The 20854-nt window shown below is 65.1% G+C and carries 23 protein-coding genes; 13 read left to right on the top strand and 10 right to left on the bottom strand.

Annotated elements, in window-relative coordinates; translation table 11 throughout:
• Positions 1-185: 185 nt before the first annotated feature.
• Together ACWEO2_RS20860 and ACWEO2_RS20865 are read right to left on the bottom strand one after the other, a co-directional pair.
• Positions 186-722: an SRPBCC family protein gene (locus ACWEO2_RS20860; protein ID WP_452406822.1), complete on the bottom strand. Its 537-nt coding sequence runs from the start codon at positions 720-722 to the stop codon at positions 186-188.
• Positions 715-1053: an ArsR/SmtB family transcription factor gene (locus tag ACWEO2_RS20865; protein WP_452406823.1), complete on the bottom strand. Its 339-nt coding sequence runs from the start codon at positions 1051-1053 to the stop codon at positions 715-717. The genes ACWEO2_RS20860 and ACWEO2_RS20865 overlap by 8 nt, the downstream gene beginning before the upstream one ends.
• Positions 1054-1141: 88 nt before the next feature.
• Between ACWEO2_RS20865 and ACWEO2_RS20870 the strand changes: the two genes are divergently transcribed.
• Positions 1142-1633: an SRPBCC family protein gene (locus ACWEO2_RS20870; RefSeq protein WP_452406824.1), complete on the top strand. Its 492-nt coding sequence runs from the start codon at positions 1142-1144 to the stop codon at positions 1631-1633.
• A 35-nt stretch (positions 1634-1668) separates the two neighbouring features.
• Positions 1669-2409 (top strand): SDR family NAD(P)-dependent oxidoreductase, encoded by a 741-nt coding sequence (locus ACWEO2_RS20875; RefSeq protein ID WP_452406825.1) that lies wholly within the window; start codon positions 1669-1671, stop codon positions 2407-2409.
• A gap of 299 nt (positions 2410-2708) precedes the next feature.
• On the opposite strand, the gene ACWEO2_RS20880 is transcribed toward ACWEO2_RS20875, so the two are convergent.
• The 4 genes from ACWEO2_RS20880 to ACWEO2_RS20895 form a co-directional block, all read right to left on the bottom strand.
• The gene (locus ACWEO2_RS20880) at positions 2709-3443 is read right to left on the bottom strand and encodes an SDR family NAD(P)-dependent oxidoreductase (RefSeq protein ID WP_452406826.1); all 735 of its coding nucleotides are present in this window, start codon (positions 3441-3443) and stop codon (positions 2709-2711) included.
• A gap of 26 nt (positions 3444-3469) precedes the next feature.
• On the bottom strand, positions 3470-3799 hold the full coding sequence (locus tag ACWEO2_RS20885; RefSeq protein WP_355180422.1) for an ArsR/SmtB family transcription factor: 330 nt from the start codon (positions 3797-3799) through the stop codon (positions 3470-3472).
• Positions 3792-4220 carry an SRPBCC domain-containing protein gene (locus ACWEO2_RS20890; RefSeq protein WP_452406827.1) on the bottom strand — a complete coding sequence of 143 codons (429 nt, stop codon included), beginning with the start codon at positions 4218-4220 and terminating at the stop codon, positions 3792-3794. The genes ACWEO2_RS20885 and ACWEO2_RS20890 overlap by 8 nt, the downstream gene beginning before the upstream one ends.
• Before the next feature lie 92 nt (positions 4221-4312).
• Positions 4313-5209 (bottom strand): aromatic prenyltransferase, encoded by an 897-nt coding sequence (locus ACWEO2_RS20895; RefSeq protein ID WP_452406828.1) that lies wholly within the window; start codon positions 5207-5209, stop codon positions 4313-4315.
• Between the two features lie 77 nt (positions 5210-5286).
• Between ACWEO2_RS20895 and ACWEO2_RS20900 the strand changes: the two genes are divergently transcribed.
• The 4 genes from ACWEO2_RS20900 to ACWEO2_RS20915 all read left to right on the top strand — a co-directional run bounded on the left by ACWEO2_RS20900 (position 5287) and on the right by ACWEO2_RS20915 (position 8143).
• Entirely contained in the window at positions 5287-5793 is a 507-nt protein-coding gene (locus ACWEO2_RS20900) for a VOC family protein (RefSeq protein ID WP_452406829.1), read from the top strand.
• A 41-nt stretch (positions 5794-5834) separates the two neighbouring features.
• Positions 5835-6635 carry a MerR family transcriptional regulator gene (locus ACWEO2_RS20905; RefSeq protein ID WP_452406830.1) on the top strand — a complete coding sequence of 267 codons (801 nt, stop codon included), beginning with the start codon at positions 5835-5837 and terminating at the stop codon, positions 6633-6635.
• A 343-nt stretch (positions 6636-6978) separates the two neighbouring features.
• A complete protein-coding gene (locus ACWEO2_RS20910; protein ID WP_452406831.1) occupies positions 6979-7638 on the top strand; it encodes a class I SAM-dependent methyltransferase in 660 nt (219 codons plus the stop codon).
• Positions 7639-7939: 301 nt separating this feature from the next.
• On the top strand, positions 7940-8143 hold the full coding sequence (locus ACWEO2_RS20915) for a hypothetical protein (RefSeq protein WP_355180434.1): 204 nt from the start codon (positions 7940-7942) through the stop codon (positions 8141-8143).
• Positions 8144-8292: 149 nt separating this feature from the next.
• Here ACWEO2_RS20915 and ACWEO2_RS20920 read toward each other — a convergent pair whose 3' ends face one another.
• The 3 genes from ACWEO2_RS20920 to ACWEO2_RS20930 all read right to left on the bottom strand — a co-directional run bounded on the left by ACWEO2_RS20920 (position 8293) and on the right by ACWEO2_RS20930 (position 11661).
• On the bottom strand, positions 8293-8823 hold the full coding sequence (locus ACWEO2_RS20920) for a DUF779 domain-containing protein (protein WP_452406832.1): 531 nt from the start codon (positions 8821-8823) through the stop codon (positions 8293-8295).
• Complete coding sequence (gene adh / locus ACWEO2_RS20925) at positions 8823-10346, bottom strand: aldehyde dehydrogenase (protein WP_355180438.1); 1524 nt, start codon at positions 10344-10346, stop codon at positions 8823-8825. Before adh ends, ACWEO2_RS20920 begins: the two co-directional genes overlap by 1 nt.
• A gap of 82 nt (positions 10347-10428) precedes the next feature.
• The gene (locus ACWEO2_RS20930) at positions 10429-11661 is read right to left on the bottom strand and encodes a transcriptional regulator (RefSeq protein WP_452407002.1); all 1233 of its coding nucleotides are present in this window, start codon (positions 11659-11661) and stop codon (positions 10429-10431) included.
• A gap of 254 nt (positions 11662-11915) precedes the next feature.
• Between ACWEO2_RS20930 and ACWEO2_RS20935 the strand changes: the two genes are divergently transcribed.
• Both ACWEO2_RS20935 and ACWEO2_RS20940 read left to right on the top strand, forming a co-directional pair.
• Positions 11916-13172 carry a cytochrome P450 gene (locus tag ACWEO2_RS20935; RefSeq protein ID WP_452406833.1) on the top strand — a complete coding sequence of 419 codons (1257 nt, stop codon included), beginning with the start codon at positions 11916-11918 and terminating at the stop codon, positions 13170-13172.
• 206 nt (positions 13173-13378) lie between these two features.
• Positions 13379-13834: an SRPBCC family protein gene (locus ACWEO2_RS20940; protein ID WP_452407003.1), complete on the top strand. Its 456-nt coding sequence runs from the start codon at positions 13379-13381 to the stop codon at positions 13832-13834.
• 45 nt (positions 13835-13879) lie between these two features.
• Here ACWEO2_RS20940 and ACWEO2_RS20945 read toward each other — a convergent pair whose 3' ends face one another.
• On the bottom strand, positions 13880-15346 hold the full coding sequence (locus ACWEO2_RS20945) for a mannitol dehydrogenase family protein (RefSeq protein ID WP_452407004.1): 1467 nt from the start codon (positions 15344-15346) through the stop codon (positions 13880-13882).
• 118 nt (positions 15347-15464) lie between these two features.
• Here ACWEO2_RS20945 and ACWEO2_RS20950 point away from each other — a divergent pair, with 118 nt between their 5' ends.
• Genes ACWEO2_RS20950 through ACWEO2_RS20970 form a run of 5 tightly spaced genes read left to right on the top strand, consistent with a single transcriptional unit; the run spans position 15465 to position 20732 of the window.
• On the top strand, positions 15465-16460 hold the full coding sequence (locus tag ACWEO2_RS20950; RefSeq protein WP_452406834.1) for a sugar-binding transcriptional regulator: 996 nt from the start codon (positions 15465-15467) through the stop codon (positions 16458-16460).
• Between the two features lie 10 nt (positions 16461-16470).
• Positions 16471-17832, top strand: a complete 1362-nt coding sequence (locus tag ACWEO2_RS20955) for an ABC transporter substrate-binding protein (RefSeq protein WP_452406835.1) — start codon at positions 16471-16473, stop codon at positions 17830-17832.
• 2 nt (positions 17833-17834) lie between these two features.
• A complete protein-coding gene (locus tag ACWEO2_RS20960; protein WP_452406836.1) occupies positions 17835-18794 on the top strand; it encodes a carbohydrate ABC transporter permease in 960 nt (319 codons plus the stop codon).
• A complete protein-coding gene (locus ACWEO2_RS20965; protein ID WP_355180450.1) occupies positions 18791-19609 on the top strand; it encodes a carbohydrate ABC transporter permease in 819 nt (272 codons plus the stop codon). Before ACWEO2_RS20960 ends, ACWEO2_RS20965 begins: the two co-directional genes overlap by 4 nt.
• 10 nt (positions 19610-19619) lie before the next feature.
• Positions 19620-20732 carry an ABC transporter ATP-binding protein gene (locus tag ACWEO2_RS20970; protein WP_452406837.1) on the top strand — a complete coding sequence of 371 codons (1113 nt, stop codon included), beginning with the start codon at positions 19620-19622 and terminating at the stop codon, positions 20730-20732.
• The last annotated feature ends 122 nt before the right edge of the window (positions 20733-20854 follow it).

Here is a 20854-nt window from a genome sequence, read left to right on the forward strand (position 1 = left end):
CGCTGTAGGTGCCCGCTTTCGCCGCCCTCGCGCTGGTCTTCGCCGACGGCGGCTAGACGCAGGCAATCAGGGCGGCGAGGCTACGGGTTCGCCTATTGAGGTGACGGTAGATGGTGGGGCGGGTAACGCCGAATTCGGCGGTGATCTGATCGGGCGACGTGTGGTGGGCTCGGCGGTCGCCGAGATCAGCTGCGACCAGCCCAATTGGCGGGGAGCATCGGTTCGTAATCTGCGCGAAGGGAATTGAACTTCGGCCAGTACATGTCGGGTGGGCATGCGGCGAGCCTGGCTCGCAAGATGTCCAGGTGGGTGTGCCAGCCTGCGGCGATATTCAGCATCTCGCCGCGCGTCGGCAGCCTGCGGTGGGTGACCGTCAGGCAGACCTTGTCGCCGGCCTCCTCGAGCGCGAAGGTCACTTCCGAGTCGGCGAGGCCGCCGCCGGTGCTCCAGGTGTGGCGGAGCAGGCGCGGGGGATCCCATTCGAGCACCTCGCCGTGCTTGCGGTCGGCCACCTCGGCCGGATCGCCCTCGCCGGTGAGTTCGTGGATCCGGAACACGTGTTCGATCCGGCCGCCGGTGGCCTGTTCGAACAGCCCGCCGGCCAGCCAGGTCGCGCGCTTGTCGATGTCGGTCAGGTATGCCCAGACCCGTTCGATCGGTCCGGGCAGCAGCCGTTCGATGCGGACTGTGCCCGGTTCGACGACCTCGCCGTATTCACTCATCTCGATCCTCCTGCAGCAGTGCGGTTTCCAGGGCGTCGAGGCTCTGGTTCCAGAAGCGTTCGTAGAAGTCCATCCATCCAGCGCAATCTCGGAGCGGACGCGGATCGAGTCGGCACAGGTGCGTGCGCCCGTGCACGGTGCGCCGCACCAGCCCGGCCCGCTCGAGCACCTTGATGTGCTTCGACGCCGCCGCGAGCGAGATGTCGAACGGCGCCGCCAACTCGCCGACGCTGCATTGGCGGCGCGCCAGGGTGTGCAGCATCGAGCGGCGCGTGGAGTCCGACAGCGCATGGAACACCACGTCGAGCTGTTCCGAAGAATCCTCAACCACATGGTTGACTATCCCGTCCTCCAAGCCTACTGTCAACCCATCGGTTGAATGTCGCAGCCGATTCATATACCCCCTCAGGGAGAAACCCATGAACGTGCAGAACTTCACGACGACGTTCGCCGTGGACCAGACCCCCGAAACCGTCTTCAATGCCGTGCTCGACGTTCCCGGTTGGTGGTCGAAGGCACTCGTCGGACGCAGCGAAAAGCCCGGAGACGTCTTCACTTACGAGGTTCCGGGCGTGCACCGATCCACCATCGAGGTCACCGAGGTGGTCCCCCACGACCACGTCGTCTGGCGCGTCCTCGACGCCCAGATCACGCTCGTCGACGACCAAACCGAATGGAACAACACCGAAATCCGCTTCGATATCACTCGATCCGCCGACACCACCGAACTCCGCTTCACCCACGTCGGCCTCACCCCCGTATTCGAATGCTTCGAAGCCTGCCGCAAAGGCTGGACCTTCTATATCGACAAGAGCCTCCGCGACTTGGTCACCACCGGCACCGGTCAACCCGATGAAGACCCCCAAGCCCTCGCCCTCTCGAAGGAGAAAGCCGCAGCGACTCCGCGCTGACGAAACTCGCTCCATAACAGCCATCCAGATAAGTCATGAAAGGGATCGTCAACATGGCGAAAATCGCAGGCAGCGCGGTGCTGATCACCGGAGGTAATCGCGGTATCGGGCGCGCTCTGGTCGAGGAGGCCCTGAAAAGGGATGCGCGACGCGTCTACGTGGGGACGCGGAAGCTCTTCACGCACACCGACGAGCGTGTCACACCACTGACTTTGGACGTGACCGACCGGACGGGGATTCAGCAGGCGGTCGGCGCGGTCGAATCACTAGATATCCTGATCAACAACGCTGGCGTCACTACCTTCGATGATCTCAGCGATCAGTCCGTCCTCGAACAGCAGCTCGCGGTCAACCTCTTCGGCCTCCTCGCCGTGACTCAGGCCTTGCTGCCCGCGCTGACCCGCGCCGGCGGAGCAATCGTCAACACGCTGTCATTGGCGAGCCTCGCCCCGCCACCGTTCAGTCCGTCCTACGCGATTTCCAAGGCCGCTGCATTCTCTGCGACCCAAGTTCTGCGGATGCGCCTAGCCGGAGAAGGCATCACCGTCCACGGCGTCCTGCCTGGGCCCGTCGCAACCGACATGAACGCGAACCTCGACATTCCGATTCCGATGGCATCTCCAGAGTCTGTCGCGCACGCGATCTTCGACGGGGTCGAGGCCGGTGACGAGGACATCTTCCCCGACCCTGTGTCGGGAGAGTTGGCCGATGCCTGGCGTAAGGGCGTGACAAAAGGACTCGAGCAGCAATTCGCCACCCTGCCCCAGAGCATGTAACCACCTCGGCTGGGCCGGGAACCGCTCGGCACACCTGGAAAGACACCGAAAACCGCTGTCAGCGGCAGCCTTTGGTGACAGTCGATCAGTTGTAGATTCGCCGCCCCGCAGGGTTTCCTCGTTCGAGGTGGTGCTGCCGAATAAGTTGATTTTCGCGCTGTGTGCTGGCTGTTTCGGTATTTCCACCGCTCGAACCGCAGGCGAGAACTAGCTTCCCCGAGGAAAACCGGGATGGGTACGGCAACGGCACTGGTCCGAGGTGATCGGAACAGTGCCGCTGCGGGAGGCTTACTACAAGATCAGGCGGCCGAGGAATTGCGTAGCGCTTGGGCGATCGATGCGAATTCGGTCGCGACGGCATTGGCGACGCCGCTGCGCCACCCTTCGGCTAAGGCCGCTGACACCGGGTCGGGGAAGATATCGTCCTCATCCGCTTCGAAACCGTCGAAGATGGCTCGTGCCACGTGCGCCGCGGTGGCCTTGACTGCGTCGAACTCCCGCGACATCTCGGTGTCGGTCGGACCGGTCAGCGCGGCGTGTACCCGTATGCCCTCGTCGGCGAGCTGGGCGCGCAGCGATTGCGTCATCGAGAACGCCGCCGCCTTCGAGACCGAATAGCCGGGAACGAGCGGAAAGGCGGCGATTGCGTTCATCGAAATGTTGTTGACGATGGCACCTTGCGAACGGGTCAGCAATGGCAGGAATGCGTGGGCTACGGTGAGTGGGCCGAACAGATTCACATCGAGGTGCTGCTGGATTACCGCCGGGTCGGTCAGATCGTCGTAGATCGCCACGCCCGCGTTATTGACCAGGATATCCAGCGACTCGACCGCATCGACCGCGCGCTGAATCTGGTCCGCGTCGGTGATGTCGAGAGTCAGCGGCGTGACGCGCTCATCCGCGTGCGGCACCGGCACGCGCATAGCGGCGTAAACCCGCCGGGCACCGCGGCGCAGGGCCTCATCGACCAATGCTTTTCCGATGCCACGATTGGCACCGGTGATGAGAATTTCGCTGTCGGAGACTTTTGTCATGATGATGATTCCTTTCTTGCCAACGGCTATTGCAGATGTCGGCGCAGTGCCGCGAGCGGGTCGTCCCAATCGCGGGCCAGCGCGGCCAGGAACTGCTGGGCGACCTGCATGGGACCGGACTGGAGGCGATAGCGGATCCGGCGCCGCTCACCGGGTTCGGCTGCCACCAGACCCGCATCGGCGAGCAGCGCAAGGTGTTTGGCTATGCCCTGCCGGGTGATCGGCAGTTTGGCGGCCAGATCCGTCGCGGTGGTCGGCCCGGCCTCCGCCAGCGCGGCGAGAATACCGCGCCGGTTCGGATCCGCCAGGGCCGCGAATACAGCTTCCGCGACGGCTTCGGACGCGCGGTCAGCCATGGAGATAGGTGACCAACTTGGCGAATTCCTTCGCCCATCCGTCGGTATTGCCGTCGAATGCCTTGCGGTGGTCGTCCGGCTCGAGCTGCGCGAAGCCGGTTTCGACCACGGTGACGGTGGTGCCGGTGCCGTTCGGTGTCAGCGTGAACTCGACATACGTGCGGCGCGGGTCGCTATCGGGAAGTCCGTGGATGGGCCAGGTGTAGCCGAAGGTCGTCTGCGGTTCGAGTCGTTCGATGCGAAGTTCCGCCGCGTTGCCGCCCGCCCAGGCCAGTTTCGCGGTGCCGCCGACGCGCATGTCGACCTCCGCGCTGTCGCCGAACCAACTGCCGAGCCCTTCGGCTGTGGTGATCGCGGCCCACACCCGCTCCAGCGGCTGATCAATGTGCACACTGCGTTCGATTCGATCCGGGAATCCCATCGGGGCACCTCCTCATGTCGCAACCATTCGGTTGCCATAAATCTATAGCAACCGAATGGTTGCGTCAATGCGGTCGTTGACGCAGTGGAGCGCTAGGTGCGGCTGGGCGCGGTTCCGCCGGGGAAGGTGGCTTGGCCGGCGGCGGCGTATTCGGCCTGGATCTTGTAGTAGCGGGTGTCCGGGCCGTAAGCGGCGTAGAAGACGAATCCTCGGGTGTCGGGGTCGGCGAATGGTGCTCCGTCGACGAAACGGTTCAGGACCGGGTCGAGGTGGGTCGGGAAGCTCGATGGCTCGCAGCGCACCGGGAAGCAAATCCGTTGCATGCGTGGGGATGTCCAGGAAAACGTGCGGTAGAGGTTGAAGGTGCGCCCGAGGAGTGCCAGTTCGGCGTCGTCGGCCGGGACGAAGTCGAGTTCGGCCAGAATTCCGGCGATATCCGCGGGAGCGAGGGTGCCCGGCGCGAAGACGTTCGAGTAGAGATTCATCGTGCCGGCGTCGAAATCGACTGCCAGTATGCCGATTTGGCCGCCATATCGGGTCAGGTGCTCGGCGCTGGCGCGGGCCGAGTCGGGGATCCCGGAGAATCCGAGAATCCGCTCCACCTCGAGTAGTTCGGGGAAGACCAGCCAGATCTTCTGCACACCACCGGCGAGTGCGAGATCGACACCCGAACGGACCGGCACGGCGGCCGATATCTCGGCGAGCAACTGCTCCATCGGATGTCCGGTGTAGGTGAGAAGTCCGGCGTCACAGAGTCTTTCGATCAGATCGGTGGGGGCGCCCGGATGCATCACCCGAGCGTTGATCTCGCGTTCGGGCACCGGATGCGTCGTCGTGCGCACACCGACGACGGAGTTGGTCCACAGATCGGCGAGTGTGTCCAGCACCGGGTCCACGACCGCAGGGTCATAGCGGGCCTCGGCTAGGCGCGCATACTCCTGCAGGTCCGTCCGGAGCCGATCGAGCGTGCGTGTGGCGGATTCGGTCATGGCCTTCATCGTCCCGCAGATGGCCCCCTGGCGTAGGGGTTTGACCCTGACGCTGCGTCAGGCTCGACGATGTCGTGGTGAGTGAAACCTACCCCGCATTCGAATTCAGTCCGGTTCCCGTGCCCGCCCTCGACGCCGTGGCTCCGGAGCTTTTCCGCGGCATCTATGGGATGCCGATGTTCGTCACGGTGCCGACGCCCGATCTGGCTGCGTCGGTGGACTTCTGGGTTCGCGGACTCGGCTTCTTCGACCTGTTCACCGCCCCCGGGCAGGTGACGCATCTGCGGCGCTGGGCGTTCCAGGACGTCTTGCTCGTGCCGGACGAGCGCCCGGCCGAGCCGACGGCGCACAGCGTGAGCTTCGCGTGCGTGCTGAGTCAGCTCGACGAGATCGCGGCGGCGTGTGAGCTGGTGTTGCCCGGCTGTACGACGGGGCCGCGGATGATGCCGTGGAACTCGGTGGAACTGGAGGTCCGCACACCGGACAACACCCGGGTGATCATGACGGCGGCGCGGCCCTACGACCCGAACAGCGCCGAGGCCGAGTGGCTGCGGTCCATCGGAATCGAAGGGCCGAAGCAATGAGGTCGGTGGCATCGCCCGGCGTGAATGTCAGACTGGATGGTGTGAATCTCGATGACGCCGCCGGTCTCACCGTCGGTGCCGCCGCATCCCGGGTGGGCGTCACGATCCGGACGCTGCATCATTGGGATGCCGTCGGGCTGGTCTGCCCGTCCGAGCGCACCGACGCCGGATACCGGCTCTATACGGATGCCGACCTGTCCCGGATCCAACGGGTGCTCACCTACCGTGAGCTGGGCCTACCTCTCGACGACATCAAGTCGATACTGGACGATCCGGCCATCGATGCGTCGGCATCGCTACGTGCGCAGCGCGATTCGCTTCGCGAGCGCGCTGCCCGCCTGCACCAGATGGCGGACGCCATGGACCGCATGATCGAGGCCAGAAAGTCCGGGATCCTGCTCTCGGCCGATGAGCAGGTCGCGATCTTCGGCGAGCAGTGGCAACCCGGCTGGGCCGCGCAAGCACACGACCGCTGGGGCGACACGCACCAGTGGGCCCAGTACGCCGAACGCGCCGCGGGCAGAACCGCCGAAGACTGGCAGCAGATCGCCGTCGGCGTGGCGGCATTGAACGCGGATCTGGCCGCGGCCCAGCGCGCCGGCGTGCGCCCCGGAAGCGATCGGGCCAACGCTTTGGCCGAGCGGCACCGCGCATCGATCGACACCTACTTCGACTGCACCCACGCGATGCACGTCTGCATAGCCCGGACATACACCGCCGACCCGGAATTCGCCGCTTTCTACGATGCCATCGAGCCCGGGCTGACCACCTGGCTCCGCGACATCATCGATGCCAATGCCCGCGCCAACGGGGTCATCCCGGAATCGGCGAGCTGGGTCTGAGTGCGGGCCGGATCCAGTCCCGATTGTCGTCGCGGCCGGGGATCTCGATGGCGGACTGCCACAAGCGATCCCACTCTCTTGCGTGTTCGGCGTGGGCGCGGCGAAACAACTCCCGCTTCCCCCACGCCGCATCATCGGTCGGCGTATACAGCTGCATCCACGCATGCGGAACCGACGGCAAACGCACCGGGCGATCGGCGCCGGGATGTGCTACCCGCCGACGGCTCAGCTCGGCTAACGGTGCATTCGAAACTGGTGTGAGTACCCGGCTCGCAATCGTCGAGACCCGTCGATCGGCGTGCCACGATGAGGTGAGAAGACCAGTCGCAGGGAGGTGACGAAGTTGTCGGAGCAATCGGGAACCCGCGCCGATGATCCGTTCGGTGGTCGGCATCCGACCAGTCACGAACGGATGACCGGGCTGCCGTGGGATGCGTCGTACCACGACGGTCCAGCGCCATGGGATATCGACCGGCCGCAACCAGCGATAGTGCGTGTGGCATCCGCAGGCGGATTCGTCGGAGCCGTGCTCGATGCGGGTTGCGGGACCGGCGAGAACGCTTTATACGTTGCCTCGCTCGGCTTGTCGGTGCTCGGGTTCGATATAGCCGAGACGGCACTGGCGATCGCCCGGCAGAAGGCCCGGGACCGTGGGATCGAGGTCGAGTTCGGCGCGGCTGATGCGTTTCGGCTGGAGCGTTTGGGGCGTAGGTTCGACACGGTGCTGGACAGCGGACTGTTCCACACCTTCGACGGGGACGAGCGAGCACGGTACGTGGCGAGCCTGGCGTCGGTGACCGAGCACGGTGGAACCCTGTATGTGTTGTGCTTCAGTGACATTGGTCCCGATACCGGCCCACACCCGGTCGGTCGGGAAGAGCTGAGTGCGGCGTTCGGCGCCGGCGCTGGTTGGCAGGTCGCCGCCATCGAGCCGGACCGGATTCAGACGCGATTCCACGACGATGGTGCACCGGCCTGGCTCGCAACCATCCAACGGATCTAATGCCCGCCCCAGCTAGACTGCTGTCCTTCCCCCCTCCGACTGCTCGCCGAGCGCAGTCATACGGCTTGGGCGACAACCATTCGGCTATGTTCGGACCCCCGCCCTGGAGCTGGATACAGCAGGAGCTAGCTGGGTGCGGCAGGCGAGCGCGGAAGTGGTCGGTGCGGTGGGCGATCCGTTCCGGTACTGACTCATCGGCGGTCTGTGAAGCGATGATCCGGTTGCGTTGATATTGCTGGAGCCACAGTGGGCCGGCAAACTTTGGCGAAACAGTCGGCGGCGGTGGCGCGATCTGCTGAGTATGGCCACCGACACCTTGAACCTCGCCGAGCGACGTCAAGCGATCCGCAGACTCGTTGCGCTCTGTCACCAAGTGAATCGGCTGGTGGAGCTGGCCGAGACCGAAGCGTCCGAACCCTTGATCGCACAAGCTCATACCACGCGCCGGGTTTTGCAGGATCTGGTGCTCGATATGGTCGCCGTCGACCGGCGCTCCCAGATCTGAACCGGAATCGTCAGTGCCGCACGGGAATCCAACTCGCTGCACGCCGATTCCCATCGGGGTGCGCGTGCTGGCCGCACCGGCGCAGGCGAACGGTTAGCTGGACGCGCCGCAACCGATGCGCTGCGTTCGCCATCGATGCGCTGGGATGGTCAGCGATGACGACCTGGCACCGGGCAGGCGTCGGCTGCCTCGGTGACCACCTGTGGTTCGCTCGACGCCATCGGACGCGCACCGTGCTCCCAGCCCGCACCGGTCACAGGCTCGGTCCGGGCCAGCGCAACTAGCTCAGCGTCCTCGAAAACCCTTCCACGACTGAGGAATCGGAGTCCTTCGGGTGATTCCAAACTGAATCCGGAGCCGCGGCCGGGCACCACATCGAGGATGAGCTGAGTGTGCTGCCACGCCGCGAACTGTGGACCCGAAATCCACACCGGCGCACAGTCATCCGGCTCCGGCTCGGTCGTGGGCAGTTCATCGGCTCGCAGGCGCAGATCGAGCAGGCCGAGCAGCACATCGCGATCGCCGACCACGAATTCGCCTGCGGGATAACACATCGGCGCCGAACCGTCGCAGCAGCCGCCGGACTGGTGCAGCATCAGCGGCCCGTGTTGCCCGCGGAGGCGACGGAGCAGATCCATCGCCGCCGCGGTGGCGCGCACGCGCCGGGGGACTGCGGCCATCAGAAGAAGCCTTGCGCCTTCGATGCGTAACCGACCAGCAGGTTCTTCGTCTGCTGGTAGTGCTCGAGCATCATCCGGTGGTTCTCGCGTCCGATGCCGGACTGCTTGTAGCCGCCGAACGCGGCGTGTGCGGGGTACTGGTGGTAGGTGTTGGTCCACACCCGACCGGCCTGGATATCACGCCCGGCCCGGTAGGCGACCGCGCCGTCGCGCGACCATACGCCAGCGCCGAGTCCGTAGAGCGTGTCGTTGGCGATCTTGATGGCATCGTCGTAATCGGCGAACGAGGTCACCGAGACGACCGGCCCGAAGATCTCCTCCTGGAAGATCCGCATCGAATTGCTGCCCGCGAAAACCGTCGGCTGCACGTAGTAGCCGCCCGCCAGATCGCCGCCGAGGTCGGCGCGCTCGCCGCCGGTGAGCAGGGTGGCGCCCTCGGCCTTGCCGATCTCGATGTAGGACAGGATCTTTTCGAACTGATCGTTGCTGGCCTGCGCGCCGATCATGGTGTCGGTATCGAGTGGATCGCCCTGCCGCACGGCCTTGGTCCGCACCACGGCCGCGGCCAGGAATTCGTCGTAGATATCGGCCTGGATGAGCGCACGCGACGGGCAGGTGCAGACCTCGCCCTGGTTGAGCGCGAACATGGTGAAACCTTCCAGGGCCTTATCCTGGAAGTCGTCGTTCGCGGCGAGGACATCGGAGAAGAAGATATTGGGGCTCTTGCCGCCGAGTTCCAGGGTGACCGGAATCAGATTCTGCGAGGCGTACTGCATGATCAGGCGACCGGTGGTGGTTTCGCCGGTGAACGCAATCTTCTTGATCCGCGGGCTGGCGGCCAGCGGCTTGCCCGCCTCGACGCCGAAACCGTTGACAATATTGACCACACCGGGCGGCAGCAGATCACCGATCAGGCCGATCAGGAACAGGATCGAGGCCGGAGTCTGCTCGGCGGGCTTGAGTACCACGGCATTACCCGCGGCGAGCGCGGGCGCGAGCTTCCAGGTGGCCATCAGGATCGGGAAGTTCCACGGAATGATCTGGCCGACAACGCCGAGCGGCTCGTGGAAGTGGTATGCGACGGTATCGACATCGATCTCCGACAGCGAACCCTCCTGGGCGCGGATCGCACCGGCGAAGTAGCGGAAGTGATCGATGGCCAGGGGAATATCGGCGGCCAGGGTTTCCCGGATCGGCTTGCCGTTGTCCCAGGACTCCGCGAGGGCGATCGCGTCGAGGTTTTCTTCGATCCGGTCGGCGATCTTATTCAGGATGATGGCGCGCTCGGCAACCGAGGTCCTACCCCACGCGGGTGCGGCGGCGTGCGCGGCATCGAGGGCGAGTTCGATGTCCTCGGCGGTGCCGCGGGCAACCTCGCAGAACGTTTGACCCGTTATCGGAGTGGGGTTTTCGAAGTACTGCCCCTTGACGGGCGCGACCCATTCACCGCCGATCCAGTTGTCGTAGCGGGCCTGGAACGACATGGCGGCGTCGGGTGTTCCCGGGCGGGCGAATACGGTCATCGAATCCTCCTCGATCTGCTGACTAAGGTGTGATCCAGAACACTATGAGTGTCCATGTTGCACCACGGTTGCAACAAACTGGTCAGATGCCCAATTTGCGATCGAGTAGTCGCAGCTGTGCCTCTACCTGGGCGTACATCGAGGATCGGCGGTCGAGCGAGGAGAGATAGGCGGTCCACGCGGCAATGTCGTCGCGGCCGTCGACCGAACCGGTCCAGCGGGCGAGCAGGCGGCGATCGCCCGCCGTCAACAGGGCCGCGCGCAGCCGGCCACGCAACTCGACACGCAGTTCATCGATGCCGGGTGCGAGTGAGCGGGGCAGGATCGGACCCGGATAGGCGCGCAATGCGGCCGCGGTGTCGCCGCGGGCGAGTGCGCGTCGAACCTCGGCGACATCGGTATCGAGATCCAGCAGCAGCCGATAGGGGCGGGAGCCGAGACCGTTGGCGCCCAGCATCTTTCGCACCCGCGACATTTCCGCCCGCACCGTCACCGGATCCAGCTCCGATTCGTCGAGCAGCATGGCGAGGTGGTCGGCACTGAGGCCCTCGGGATACTCGGCCAGCAGCAATAGGATTTCGGCATGCCGCTGCGACAGGCGGATCGGCTCGCCGCCGCGGGTCAGGGTCGGCCGGTTCGAGCCGAGCACCCGCAGCCGTGCTGCCGGGAGAGCGAGCGGTCGCGGCGAATCGAGCATGAGCAGCCGCAGTTCGGATTCCGCGGCCAGCACCGTTGCCCGGATCAGCGACAACATCTCCGGCGCCGCGACTCGCGGGCCGCCGGTGATATCGATGGCGCCGATGATCTGGCCGCCGCGCGGATCGTGCACGGGCGCGGCCGAACAACTCCATTCGTGCACCACCCGGCTGAAATGTTCGGCCCCGAAAATCTGCACATGATGGTCGAGGGCGAGTGCGGTGCCCGGCGCATTGGTGCCGACCCGTTCCTCGCTCCAGTCGGCGCCCTCCATGAAATTCATTGCCAGCGCCCGATCTTTGACCTTCGAATCGCCCTCGACCCAGAGCAATCGGCCCCCGGCATCGCTGATCGCGACCAGCAGTCCGGCCTCGGCGGCATCTTCGACCAGCAACTTCCGCACTATCGGCCGAATCAGCGCGGTGGGATGGTTGGCCCGATAGCGCTGCAGTTCCAGATCGTCGATGCCCACCGCATCGCCGAAGCCGTCCGGGTCCACGCCGGAATTGCGGCTGCGCCGCCAGGAATCCAGGACCACCGGACGCACCGAATCACCGTCGGGGCGCACGGTCGGCAGCCGGTCGACGCCGTCGAGGAAGGAGCGGTGCGCCGACGACATCCGCAGTGCCAACTGCGTGAGGTCGTCGTCCGGTCGAACGGCCACCCAGGGGTTGCCGTGCGCTGCTGTGCTCAATCGGTTTCCTTCGTGTCTGCCCATAACCACTGTAATGCCGGTCACATATGGCATGGCCAGGGATGGTGACTGCGACGGGCGACGCAGTGGCGGTTCCACGTACGCTGACTGTTGCTCTGGGCGGGCCGCATCGATGCACGCCGCTCACCGTCTCTGCTCATCGACTGGAGTTACGTCACTTGACCACGCCAGATTCGGCAACGCACACCCGTTCCTACCCGGTCGCACACGGTTCACCGATCGATACCGACGGTCCCCGAATTGCGCTGTACTCAGAGGAATTCGCCGCGGATCCGCATGCCGCGTACCGCGATATGCGCAGTAGATACGGATCCCTGGTGCCGGTGGAACTGTCGCCCGGCGTGCCAGCCACTCTGGTGATCGGCTACTACACGGCGCTGCGCATCCTCAATGATCCCGATCATTTTCCGGCCGATTCACGGACCTGGCAGAAGAGCGTCCCCGATGACTGCCCGGTTCGGCCGATGCTCGAATGGCGTCCGGCCGCAATTCGCAGCACCGGTCTCGAGCACACCCGCTACCGCGAGGCGACCGTTGCCGCACTCGTCGAAATCGACCTGTTCGCTTTGCATTCCACAGTGGAGCAGATCGCCATTCCGCTGATCAACTCCTTCTGCGAGGTCGGCACGGCGGATCTGATCAGCCAGTACGCCTTCCCGCTATCCTTCGCGGTGATCAATGCGATGCTCGGTTGCCCACCGGAAATCGGTCAGCGTGCCGCCGCCGGTATGGCCGCGCTGATCGAGGGCGTAGATGCCGCAGCGGGCAATAAGATGGTCGGCGATGCCATGTTCGACCTGGTCTGCCTCAAACGTGCAGAGCCGGGCGACGATATCGTCTCGCGGCTGCTGGCCCATCCGGCGCAGCTCGATGACGCCGAGATGATCCACCAGGTGCTCAGCTTCTATGGCGCGGGCATCGAACCGACCCAGAATCTGATCATCAATACGCTGCGGTTGATGCTGACCGATACCCGAATCGCGGGCGGCATTCTCGGCGGGAGCCTGTCCACCCGCGATGCGTTGGACGAGGTGCTGTTCACCGACCCGCCCCTGTCGAACTACTGCGTCACCTTCCCGAGGCAGCCGATCCTGATCGATGGCGCATGGCTGCCCGCACACCAGCCGGTGGTCATCAGCATGACCGGCTGCAATAACGATCCCGCAATCAATACCGGGGTGTACACCGACAATCGCTCACATTTGGCGTGGAGCGCCGGTCCGCATGCCTGTCCGGCCCGATCGCTCGCATCACTGATCGTCCAGGACGCCATCGATCAACTACTCGACGCCCTCCCGGAAATACACCTCGCCGTCCCCGTCGAGGAGCTGAGCTGGCGCCCGGGCCCATTCCAGCGCGCGTTGGTCGCCCTCCCCGTCAGCTTCTCGAAATCCCCTCCGCTGCAGATCTTCTGAATCGGTAGTCCGGCGCAGCGGCTTCGGCCGCTGCGCCGGGCTAGCGTTGCGCCGCACGCAGATACCGCTCAGCGGATAGCTGATAGCGGAATGGTTCCGCGGTGAGCCGGGCAGCTGCCGCTGACGTCCGTCGGCGCAGGGCGATCCCGGTCGATATCGCCGTATTCGACTGGCGCGAGTCAGGGGTCGGATGCTTCGATCGGATCATGACCGACGACACCGAAGTTCCGCGGATTGTCACTGCCAGTCACGATATCGCCGCCGGGGCGGAGCAGATCTTCGAGTTGATCGCTGATCCTTCGCAGCAGCCGCGTTGGGATGGCAATGCGAACCTGGCGCAGGCAGCGGCTGGTCAACGCGTGCGGGCGGTGGGCGATATGTTTCTCATGACGACTACCAAGGGGTCGGTTCGGGAGAATCATGTGGTGGAGTTCGAGGAGGGACGTCGAATCGCCTGGCTGCCCGCGGAACCGGAGCAGCAGCCCCCGGGGCACCTGTGGCGCTGGGAGCTCGAACCGCTGGATCCGGCACATACTCGGGTCACGCACACCTACGACTGGTCGGGTTTGACCGACGAGAATCGGTTCCGCCGTGCGCGGGCGACCACCGCTGACAGACTGCAAGCCTCGATCGACCGGCTCGCCGAGGTCGCCGAGAACTAAGCCCTGGGGCGGACGATCATTCGCGAGCCGCGCGGGGACGCAGCGTCAAATCAGCTCGGCCAAGGTGGCTCGGGATCCTTTGGTGTGCAGTGAACTCAGGGCCGCGGTATAGGCGTCGACGAAGCGTGGCGCATCGATGAGATCGCCGAATATCGAGCGATCGGTGAGGAATGCGGTGGGGTCGTCGCGCTGGCGACGGGCCAGCGGTACCAGGCGCTCGCGCAGCGCGTCGACCACCTCGATCGGTGCGCCGTCTTCGTCGATCCCCTCGGCATAGCGCGCCCAGCCCGCGACTACCGTTGCGGCACAGGTGATCTCGCCACCCGTGGCGAGTTGCCGACGGACCACCGGTAGCAGCCACTTGGGGATCCGGTCCGAGGATTCGGCGCACAGCCTGGCGATGGTATCGCCGATCGCGGGGTTGGCGAAGCGCTCGATCAGGGTGTGCTTGTATCGATCCAGGTCGACCCCGGGCACCGGGTGCAGGGTCGGGGTCGCTTCGCGGTCCATGTAGCGCATCAGGAATCGCCGGAAGACCGGATCCTGCGCGGCTTCATGGACGAGCCGGTAGCCGCTCAGATATCCGAGATAGCCGAGTGCCTGGTGGCTCGCGTTGAGCAGACGCAGTTTCATCAGCTCATAGGGCGCGACGTCGCTGACGAATTGCACGCCGACCTCGTCGAGTGCCGGTCGGCCCAGCGAGAACGAATCCTCGATGACCCATTGGGTGAACGGCTCGGTTACCACCGGCCAGCGATCGGTCACGCCGTAGCGCCGCGCGAGCTCCGCCGATGTCCCCGGTGGGGTGACCGGGGTGATGCGGTCCACCATCGAATTCGGGAATTGCACCGCGCGCTCGACCCAGTCGCCCAGTTCGGGATCGCGCAGCCGTGCGAAGGCGCCGAATGTGCGGCGCGCGACGTGGCCATTGCCCTCGATATTGTCACAGGACAGCACGGTGAACGGTGTGATGCCGCGCGCGCGACGCCGCCTCAGCCCTTCGGTGATCAGCCCGAATACCGTGGCGGGCAAGGCATTCGGGATGAGATCGGCGCGGATCTCCGGATTGTCGGCGATGAATTCGCCGGTGGTGGCGGCGAAGTTGTAGCCGCCTTCGGTAATGGTGAGCGAGACGATCCGGGTCGCCGGGGCGGCCAGTTTCTCGATGACGGCCTCGGGGTCGTCCGGGGCAAAGAGATATTCGATGATCGAGCCGACCACGCGGGTCGTCCGGTCGCCGTCGGGTGCGACGACCGACAGCGTGTACAAGCCGTCCTGTGCCGCGAGCACATCGCGCATGCGCCGATCTTCCTGGCGCACCCCGACCCCGCAGATTCCCCAGTCGCGCGCTCCGCCACGCCGCAGCAACTCGTCGAGATAGCTCGCCTGATGCGCCCGATGGAACCCGCCGACGCCGAAATGCACTATGCCGCTGGTGATTCGGGAGCGGTCGTAGTTCGGTACCGGCAGGTCGTCAGGTAGGTCGCCGACGGTCGCGGCACGCAATGTGATGGATGTGGCCTCGCTCATGACACCCCTCCGACTGTTGTGTACGTCACATTCCGATGGTACCCTCTGTGAGCAATAGATCACATGCTGAGCAGATGATCAGAGTCAATGAGGAGCTCGCGTGGCCACCGAACCATCCCGGCCCGGCACGGCGGACGATGTCCGGCTGGCATTGCGGGCCGCGCAGCTCTATCACCTGGAGGGTGCGACGCAGGCCGAAATCGCGGCCAAGCTGGGTGTTTCGCGGCCGACCGCCGGGCGGCTCATCGCCCGTGCGCGTGCGCAGGGACTGGTGCGCATCGAAATCAGCGTCCCCGACGACCTGCGCTCGTCCGTGCACACCGATATCGAAAGCGCGATCGAGGCGGCATTCGGGCTCACCGAGGCGGTGGTGCTCGGAGATATTCCGGACGGCTCGCCATCGGGCCTGCAACCCCTGGCCCGCGCTGCGGTCGGCGTACTGACCCGGCGGCTACAGCCGACGCATACGCTCGGATTCACTTGGGGGCCGGAGACGATCGCCGTCGCGCACGAACTGCGCACCAAATCCGCGCACTGCGCGCGCGTCGTCCAACTCGACGGGTCGATGACCTCATTCGACTACCAGACCGGCGTGGACTACACGCTGGGTCGATGTGCGATGCAACTGCAGGCGACGCCGGTTCGCCTGCACGCCCCGCTGTATGCCGATCCGGCGACAGTTACCGCGCTGGAACAGGATTCGGTGCTCGGGCGTGCGATCGCGCTCGGCCGCACCGCCGATGTGATGATGTTCGGCGTCGGCCCGGTCTCCACCGCCACCACCCTGTTCGAGGGCAGCTATCTGGACACGGCGATCCTCGGCGAACTGCGCGGGCTCGGGGCGGTCGGCGAGATCGGCGGCCGGTTCTTCCACGCCGACGGCAGCGATATCGCGGGATCGCTTGCGCAGCGGACGGTTTCGGTCGGCCTCGACGCCATCCGGCGATGCCCCGCCACGGTGCTGATCTCCGGCGGGCCGGTCAAACATGAAGCCGTTCTCGGTGCGTTGCGCGGGGGACTGGCCAAGATCCTCGTCACCGACATCGAGTGCGCGCGGTGGCTGTTGGAAAGGAAGGAGGGCCTGTCCGATGCCTAGACCGAGCCCGATGAGCAGGCGGACCCGATTCGCGAAACCCGCAGTGGCGCTGGCTGTTACGGCCCTACTCGGGGTGTCCGGTTGTGCGGGGGCCGGTTCGTTCACCGCCAGCGGCCGGGACACCGTCACCATCGCCATGGTCTCCAATTCGCAGATGCGCGACGCCATCGCGCTCTCCGGTGAGTTCGAGCGCGAAAATCCGGGCACCAAGCTGAAATTCGTCTCCCTGTCGGAGAACGAGGCCCGCGCCAAGATCACCGCATCGGTCGCGACGGGCGGCGGCGAATTCGACGTCGTCATGATCAGCAATTACGAGACGCCGCAATGGGCCGCGAACGGGTGGCTGGTCGATCTGTCGAGCTACGCGCGCCGGACCCCGGGCTATGACGAACAGGATTTCATTCCGTCGTTGCAAAAGTCGCTGTCCTACAACGGCGATATGTACTCGGTGCCGTTCTATGGCGAATCGTCGTTCCTGATGTACCGCAAGGATCTGTTCGAGCAGGCCGGGCTGACCATGCCCGCCGAACCGACCTGGGATCAGATCGCGCAGGCCGCGGCGAAGCTCGACGATCCGGCCAGCGGGCGCTCGGGCATCTGCCTGCGCGGCAAACCGGGCTGGGGTGAATCACTCGCCCCGCTGAATACGGTCATCAATACCTTCGGCGGCCGCTGGTTCGACGAGAACTGGCACGCCCAGCTCACCAGCCCGGAGGTGGTCGCGGCCGTCGAGTTCTATATCGGCCTGGTCCGCGCGCACGGCGAACCCGGTGCGGCCACCAGCGGATTCGGTGAATGCGCGACACAGCTGTCCCAGGGCAATACCGCGATGTGGTACGACGCGACCTCGGCCGTCGGTGTGCTCGAGGATCCGGCATCGAGCAAGGTGGTCGGCAAGATCGGCTATGTGCTCGCACCGACGGTGCGCAAACCCAATTCCGGCTGGCTGTATACCTGGTCGCTCGGCATTCCGAAATCCAGCGACAAACCCGACGCCGCATGGAAATTCATCTCCTGGATGACCGGCAAGCCGTATATCCAGATGGTCGGTCAGCGGCTCGGCTGGTCACATGTGCCGCCCGGCAGCCGCCGGTCCACCTATGAGATCCCCGAGTATAAGGAGGCTTCGAGGGCCTATGGGCCGCTGACCCTGGCGGCGATGTCGGGTGTCGATCCGGAACATCCCACCGTGCAACCGGTTCCGTACACCGGTATCCAGTTCATCACCATTCCGGAGTTCCAGGATCTGGGAACCCGGGTGAGCCAGCAGATCAGCGCCGCGGTCGCGGGCCGGATAAGCGTGCGGGCCGCACTCGACCAAGCACAGCAGTATGCCGAGACCGTCGGCAGGTCGTATCGAGGGAACCAGTAGTCATGTCCGAAACAATCACTGCCCCTGCGGTATCGTCGTCCGCCGGATCCCCGCCCGTGGCCGAGCTGTCGCATCGGATCTCACGCGCCGAGGCCTGGCGACGCCGCGGACCGCTACTGCCCGCGCTGATCTTCATGATCGTCGTCACCCAGGTGCCGTTCGTCTTCACGCTGTACTACTCGACGCAGTCCTGGAATCTGGTCCGGCCCGGATCCCGGCACTTCACCGGATTGCAGAACTACGCGGATGTGTTCCGCGACAGTCAGTTCCGCCAGGTCGCGTTCAATACCGTGATCCTGATCGTCGGCACCGTCATCATCTCGGTGGTGCTGGGGTTGCTGCTGGCATTGCTGCTGGATCGGGCCTTCTTCGGCCGCGGCGTGGTGCGCACCCTGCTGATCACCCCGTTCCTTGTGACACCCGTTGCGGCGGCGCTGATCTGGAAGACGACGATGCTCGATCCGGTCTTCGGGCTGGTCAATTTCGTATTGAAACCGTTCGGCGTCGGTCAGACCGACTGGGTGAGCAAATATCCGCTGCCCGCGGTGATGGCGGATCTGGTCTGGCAGTGGACGCCGTTCATGATGCTGCTGATCCTGGCGGGGCTGCAATCGATGCCTCGCGACATCGTGGAGGCCGCCAGGGTGGACGGCGCGAATTCCTTCGCGGTCTTCCGAGAACTCACGCTGCCGCATCTACGCCGGTTCATCGAGCTCGGTGCGGTACTCGGTGCGATCTATCTGGTCAACACCTTCGACGCGGTGTACATGATGACCTCGGGCGGACCCGGCATCGCCAGTTCCAATCTGCCCTTCTACATCTACCAGCGCGCATTCCTCGGCTTCGATATCGGCCAGGCCGCCGCGATGGGTGTGGTCACCGTCATCGCCACCACCGTGGTCGCCACCTTCGCGCTGCGACTGCTGTTCAAGACATTCACCGGGAAGGAGGCGGCGGCATGAACGCACGCAAACGGTCCGGCCTGATCTGGAGCGTCCTCGCCTGGGTAGTCGGTATCGGCATGTTCTTCCCGGTGCTGTGGATGGTGCTGACGGCGTTCAAACAGGAGGGTGACGCCTATACCGACCCGCCGAAGCTGTTGTTCACCCCGACGCTGGACCAGTTCTCCGCCGTACTCGACAGCGGCATCGGCACCAGCCTGTTGAACTCCACCTTCGCGACCGTGGTGTCGACGGCGCTGGTACTGGCGCTGGGCATTCCGGCCGCCTTCGCACTGTCGCTGCGACCGGTGCGCAAGACCCGCGACGCGCTGTTCTTCTTCATCGGCACCAAGATGCTGCCGGTGGTCGCGGCGATCGTGCCACTGTATGTGATCGTCGGCGATATCGGACTGCTCGACAATATCTGGGCGCTCGTCATCCTTTACACGGCAATGAATCTGCCGATCGCGGTGTGGATGATGCGCTCGTTCTTCCTGGAGGTGCCCGGCGAATTGCTCGAGGCCGCGAGCATGGACGGCGCCAGCCTGGTGACCTCGGTGCGCGAGGTGATCTTGCCGCTGGTCTCACCCGGTATTGCGGCCACCGCGCTGATATGCGTCATCTTCTCCTGGAACGAATTCTTCTTCGCCGTGAATCTCACCGCGGTGCAGGCCCAGACCATGCCGGTGTTCCTGGTCGGATTCATCACCGGTGAGGGCCTGTACTGGGCGCGGTTGTCCGCGGCCGCCGTACTCGCCGCGCTGCCGGTCGTACTCGCCGGTTGGCTCGCGCAGAACAAGCTGGTGCGTGGGCTGTCCTTCGGCGCCATCAAGTAAGGAAAAGTCAATGGCCACAATCCGTTACGACTCGGCATCCTGCGTCTACCCGGGCGCCGACGCGCTCGCGGTCGATGCGCTGGATCTGGATATCGCCGACGGCGAATTCATTGTCCTGGTCGGACCTTCGGGCTCGGGCAAGTCGACCGCCCTGCGCATGCTCGCCGGGCTGGAGGACATCGACGCCGGATCGATCCGGATCGACGGCGCCGATATGGTCGGTGTGCCGTCCAAGGACCGCGATATCGCCATGGTGTTCCAGAACTACGCGCTCTACCCGAACAAGACCGTCGGGGAGAATATGGGTTTCGCGCTGAAGATGATGAAGGTGCCGTTGGCCGAACGCAAGAAGCGCGTCGCCGATGCCGCCGAATTGCTGGGCCTGACACCATATCTCGATCGCAAGCCCGCCAAACTGTCCGGCGGACAGCGTCAGCGGGTCGCGATGGGCCGCGCGATCGTGCGGGAGCCACGCGTGTTCTGCATGGACGAGCCGCTGAGCAACCTCGACGCCAAGCTGCGCGTACAGACCCGCACCCAGATCGCCGCACTGCAGCGCCGCCTCGGCACCACCACCGTCTATGTCACCCATGACCAGGTCGAGGCGATGACCATGGGTGATCGCGTCGCCGTACTGCGCGATGGCAAGCTGCAGCAGTTCAGCACCCCGGCCGAACTCTACGATCGGCCCGCCAACGCCTTCGTCGCCGGATTCATCGGCTCGCCATCGATGAATCTGTGCACGGTGCCCGTCGTGGCAGACGGTGTCCGGGTCGCCGACACCACCGTCGAACTGCCGCGCACCCGACTGGCCCGCCTGGCCGAGGCCGGACTCGACACCGTGACCATTGGCATCCGGCCCGAGCAGCTCGAACTGCGCCGCGACGGAACCGGTTTCGGTGTCACCGTCGAGCTGATCGAGGAGTTGGGCAGCGAATCCTATGTCTACGCCCGCGTCCCCGACTCCCCGCTCACCGGTCTCGACGGTGAACAGCTCACCTTCGTGGCTCGCTCCGCCGACCGGGCGCCCGCTGCGCTGGGTGAATCGGTGACGATGCGCGTGCGTGACACTGCCTCGGTGCACCTGTTCCACCCCGTGCACGGAACCCGGATCCCGGGCTGAGAGTTTGTTCGCCGACGAATAGCCCCGATCGCCGCGGCCGAATGTTTCGGCGCAATGACATTCGGCGCTCCGGATCGCGTGCACCACAGGGAGTTGCATCACCATCTCGGGCGAGCTCGCGC

The sequence above is a fragment of the Nocardia sp. NPDC004278 genome (assembly GCF_053602975.1).

Bases quoted from the DNA above. Each gene is read 5' to 3' on its own strand.
- ACWEO2_RS20860 (WP_452406822.1), bottom strand. From the start codon at position 722: ATGAGTGAATACGGCGAGGTCGTCGAACCGGGCACAGTCCGCATCGAA.
- ACWEO2_RS20870 (WP_452406824.1), top strand. From the start codon at position 1,142: ATGAACGTGCAGAACTTCACGACGACGTTCGCCGTGGACCAGACCCCC.
- ACWEO2_RS20875 (WP_452406825.1), top strand. From the start codon at position 1,669: ATGAAAGGGATCGTCAACATGGCGAAAATCGCAGGCAGCGCGGTGCTG.
- ACWEO2_RS20880 (WP_452406826.1), bottom strand. From the start codon at position 3,443: ATGACAAAAGTCTCCGACAGCGAAATTCTCATCACCGGTGCCAATCGT.
- ACWEO2_RS20885 (WP_355180422.1), bottom strand. From the start codon at position 3,799: ATGGCTGACCGCGCGTCCGAAGCCGTCGCGGAAGCTGTATTCGCGGCC.
- ACWEO2_RS20890 (WP_452406827.1), bottom strand. From the start codon at position 4,220: ATGGGATTCCCGGATCGAATCGAACGCAGTGTGCACATTGATCAGCCG.
- ACWEO2_RS20895 (WP_452406828.1), bottom strand. From the start codon at position 5,209: ATGACCGAATCCGCCACACGCACGCTCGATCGGCTCCGGACGGACCTG.
- ACWEO2_RS20915 (WP_355180434.1), top strand. From the start codon at position 7,940: ATGGCCACCGACACCTTGAACCTCGCCGAGCGACGTCAAGCGATCCGC.
- ACWEO2_RS20920 (WP_452406832.1), bottom strand. From the start codon at position 8,823: ATGGCCGCAGTCCCCCGGCGCGTGCGCGCCACCGCGGCGGCGATGGAT.
- adh (WP_355180438.1), bottom strand. From the start codon at position 10,346: ATGACCGTATTCGCCCGCCCGGGAACACCCGACGCCGCCATGTCGTTC.
- ACWEO2_RS20930 (WP_452407002.1), bottom strand. From the start codon at position 11,661: ATGTCGTCGGCGCACCGCTCCTTCCTCGACGGCGTCGACCGGCTGCCG.
- ACWEO2_RS20940 (WP_452407003.1), top strand. From the start codon at position 13,379: ATGACCGACGACACCGAAGTTCCGCGGATTGTCACTGCCAGTCACGAT.
- ACWEO2_RS20955 (WP_452406835.1), top strand. From the start codon at position 16,471: ATGAGCAGGCGGACCCGATTCGCGAAACCCGCAGTGGCGCTGGCTGTT.
- ACWEO2_RS20960 (WP_452406836.1), top strand. From the start codon at position 17,835: ATGTCCGAAACAATCACTGCCCCTGCGGTATCGTCGTCCGCCGGATCC.
- ACWEO2_RS20965 (WP_355180450.1), top strand. From the start codon at position 18,791: ATGAACGCACGCAAACGGTCCGGCCTGATCTGGAGCGTCCTCGCCTGG.
- ACWEO2_RS20970 (WP_452406837.1), top strand. From the start codon at position 19,620: ATGGCCACAATCCGTTACGACTCGGCATCCTGCGTCTACCCGGGCGCC.